Raw genomic sequence first — 4435 nt, forward strand, 5'->3', positions numbered from 1 at the left:
AGCCTGTTGACAATACACAGATTTACATTGTAAATGAAAAGAATTCGCTTCAGCCGGTTGGGGTTTTAGGCGAGATTTTGATTGGAGGAGATCAGGTAGCACGAGGTTATTTAAATAAGGAAGCGTTAAGTCAGGAGAAGTTTATCATAAATCCTTTTAGAGCAGGAGAGCGTCTGTACAAAACAGGCGATTTGGGTCGTTGGCTACCCGATGGCAACATCGAGTTCATAGGCCGAAAAGACGATCAGGTAAAAATAAGAGGACACAGGATAGAGCTTGGAGAGATAGAACATGCTTTAGTAAAACATGAAGCTGTAAACCAGGCAGTTGTTGTAGCCAGAGAGAACGAGTCAGCAGAGAAAGAACTTGTAGCGTATATCGTTTCTAATATTGAGCAGAACGCAAGTGATTTAAGAGTTTATTTAAAACAGTCGCTGCCGGAGTATATGCTTCCGGCGTACTTTGTTCAACTTGAGGCCATCCCATTAACGGCCAATGGTAAAATAGACAAAAAAGCATTACCAAATCCTGAGGGTGCGGGACTATCGAGTGGTGTTGCCTATGTAGCGCCACGAAATGAGCTGGAAGAGAGACTGGTAAAAATCTGTGAGGAAGTCCTGAGAAGGGAAAAGATTGGAGTATTGGATGACTTTTTTGGTTTAGGCATGAATTCATTAATGGTAATCAGGTTAGTAACTTTAGTTCATCGGGAAATGAATATAGAACTAAGAATTAATGATATATTTGAGAACACAAACATTGGTAATTTGAGCAATAAGATTGAATCGATTATGAAGGTTATTCAAATGAATCGCGGGAGTAACGATATTGAATTTAAACACGAACTTGAAATATAATGGATAAATTAATCGCCCAATTACTGGATAATGGAATTTTTCTGTCGGTTGAACAAGATCGATTAAAAGTCAAGCACAATAGTGATTTGATGTCTGATGAGTTATTGCAGCAAATCAAAGCGAATAAATTTGAGTTGATAGCCTATCTTAGTGCAAAGGATGCCTACGCAGATTATCAGGACATCATGCCAATAAAGAGAAAGGGGCCGTTTAAATTGTCATCAGCCCAAAGAAGAATGTGGATCTTGAGCCAATTCGAAGCAAGTTCGGTAGCGTATAATTTACCAGAGAGTACCTACCTGAATCAGGACATTGAAGTTGAAAACTTCAAGCGGGCGATTGATGCCACAATCGATCGTCATGAGATTTTAAGAACCGTATTTAGAGAAGAGGAGTCAGGTGAGGTCAGGCAATGGGTACTGGAAAGGGAAGATCTGGGCTTTAGCATTCACTCCTTGGATTTTAGAGAAGAGGATAATAAGAAAGATAAGGTACAAGCTTATATCGCGGCCGATTCCCATCAGACATTTGATCTGATCAAAGGGCCTTTATTCAGAGCAGCCTTACTTCAGGTAGAAGATGAGGAATATGTATTCTACTTCAATATGCACCATATTATCAGCGATGACTGGTCTATGGAGGTATTGACTAAAGATGTATTGAAATACTATGAAGCATATCAGACAGGCAGAGAGCCCGATTTAAAGGAATTAAGAATCCATTACAAAGATTATTGCGACTGGCAGTTAGCTCGGTTGAATGAGGATTCATTTGACGTACATAAAATATATTGGCTGGACAAGTTCTCTGGAGAATTGCCATTACTGGATCTACCGGGTGCTAAACAACGTCCTCATGTTAAGACCTATAACGGTCATGGCTTAGTCACTTATGTGGATAAAGAAACAACGGACAAACTCAAAGAATATACCCGAGAGAAAGGGAGCAGCCTATTCATGAGCTTACTGGCCTCCTGGAATGTGTTGATTTACCGTTACACAGGGGAGAAGGATATCATCATAGGAACTGCTGTAGCTGGTAGAGTTCATGCCAATTTGGAAGACCAGATTGGGTTCTATGTAAATACACTGGCTTTAAGAAATGAGGTTAATCCTGAGGAAAGCTTTGACAGTTTTTACGAAAGCTTAAAAGAACAAACCTTAAAGAGTTATAGCCATCAAATGTATCCTTTCGATCGTTTGGTAGAAGGCTTAGGCCTTCAGAGAGATATGGGTAGAAATCCAGTCTTCGACATATCAATCACTTATCATAATACTACAGAAATTAAAGGGATAGAGGGACTGAATAATGACGTCATAAATCAAGTGTCGGATAATGGTTTTTCTAAAGTGAAGAATGATATAGAATTGCATTTCAAAGAGGTTGGAGATTATATTCATTTCAAATTAATATATAATGTAGATATCTATGAGCGGGAGATGATAGAACGCTTAATGATACATTTCAAACGTATTCTAAATTCGCTATTATCTCATCCGGAACAAAAAATCTCGCATATTGATTACCTTTCTGAGAAAGAGAAATGCGAACTGTTGGTAACTTTTAATGACACAGCAGTAGCTTATCCAAAAGATAAGACGATAGTAGACTTGTTTGAAGAACAGGTGGAAAGGACACCCGACAACATAGCTGTAGTTTTTGGTGAAAAACAACAGACTTACCGTGAGCTCAATGAGAAGTCAAATCAGCTGGCTCATTATTTAAGGGATAATTACGACATTCAGCCAGATAATCTAATAGGAATACAATTAGACAGAAGTGAGTGGATGATTATTTCGATACTGGGGGTATTAAAAGCTGGAGGCGCTTATGTTCCGATCGATCCGGAGTACCCATCTTCCAGAAAGGAATATATTGTAAAAGACACCGGTTTAAAATTACTGATAACAGAGGCTAGTTTCATTTATGATATTGATTATTATGAAGGAGAAGTTTTTGCCATTGACGTTGAGTTTGATTCAGAGAACTATGGTTCAGAAGCATTATCAAAATTTTATACTCCAGGTAATCTGGCCTATGTAATTTATACGTCTGGTTCAACAGGGAAACCTAAAGGTGTGATGGTGGAGCATAGAAGTGCAGTCAATCTGTACTGGTGGTATATAACAAGTCATGAGATTGATACTAACACAAGATCTCTAATCGTCATCCCTTTAGGATTTGATGCTGCCAGTAAAAATATCTTAGCCCCTTTATTCAGAGGTGGGATGTTGGTTATGGCGCCTACGGGAGTTTTTATTCCGGAAGTTATTCTTAGTGAGATTTTGCTGAAAAAAGTAACGCTTTTAAATTGCGTACCTAGCGTGTTTAATTCTTTACTTAACTCCAATAATGATAGTGTCAATATGCTTCGGTCTCTAAAGAATCTGGCATTAGGTGGAGAGCCTCTTGACATAAAGCCAATTACAAGATTATTTACAGAAGGTAGCAAATGTATTGTTACCAATGTTTATGGACCTACGGAAGCTACTGACATTTCAATAAGTTATATAGTAAGTAAAGCAGATACACGCAATAGTAATATACCAATAGGCAAGCCAATCAATAATGTCAGTGTGTATGTTCTTGACGTGAATATGCAGCCTGTTGCAATAGGGGTGACAGGAGAGTTGTACATAGGAGGAGTTGCATTAGCAAGAGGATATTTAAACAACACAAATTTAACACAGGAACGATTTATTGTAAATCCATTTGCTACTGAAACAGATAAGTCAAAAGGTTTTACGCGGTTATATAAAACAGGCGATTTGGGTCGTTGGCTACCCGATGGAAACATCGAGTTCATAGGGAGAAAAGACGATCAGGTAAAAATAAGAGGACACAGGATAGAGCTTGGAGAGATAGAATATGCTTTATCGAATCACGAAGAGATAAAGCAAGGAGTAGTTTTAGCAAGAGAGAACGAGTCGGGAGAAAAAGAACTCGTGGCGTATATCGTTTCTAATGTCGAGCAGAACGCAAGTGATTTACGAGCTTATTTAAAACAAACGTTACCAGAGTATATGCTTCCGGCGCATTTTGTTCAACTCGAGGCCATCCCATTAACGGCCAATAGTAAGATAGATAAAAAAGCATTACCGGACCCTGGAATTGCGGGATTATCAAGTGGTGTTGAATATGCAGCACCGGGAACAGAACAGGAAGAGGTTTTAGTTTCGGTATGGTCAGAGGTATTAAAAAAAGAAGGTATCAGTATCAAGGATAGTTTTTACAATCTGGGTGGCGATTCCATCAAGTCAATTCAGGTGGTAGCCAGATTAAAACAGCTTGGCTACAGACTTAAAGTAGAGCATCTTCTTCGAACGCCTATACTGGAAGAGCTGGCGCGGTTAATAGAACTGACCACCCAGGTTAGCGATCAAAGTGAAGTGAGTGGTGCTGTTGTGCTGACCCCAATCCAGGAATGGTTTTTCAAATCAGAGGAGATAAAAGTACATGAGTACTTCAATCAATCTGTTTTACTGTATAGTAAGGAAGAGCTGGATAGCAGTATACTGGAGAAGAGCATAGAAGATTTGACGAGGCATCACGATGCCCTTCGTATGGTTTATAAACAG

General features: G+C 39.0%; 2 protein-coding genes. Both read left to right on the forward strand.

Annotation, left to right across the window (positions count from 1 at the left end; all coding sequences use genetic code 11):
* Window positions 1-857 (forward strand): non-ribosomal peptide synthetase (locus JO950_RS21355; protein ID WP_202704450.1); only part of this gene is annotated, 857 nt, incomplete at its 5' end.
* On the forward strand, window positions 857-4435 hold a 3579-nt coding region (locus JO950_RS21360), incomplete at its 3' end, for a non-ribosomal peptide synthetase (protein WP_202704451.1). The genes JO950_RS21355 and JO950_RS21360, both read left to right, overlap by 1 nt.

This window comes from Flavobacterium sp. UGB4466 (assembly GCF_903469665.1).
Classification (GTDB): Bacteria; Bacteroidota; Bacteroidia; order Flavobacteriales; family Flavobacteriaceae; genus Flavobacterium; species Flavobacterium lipolyticum.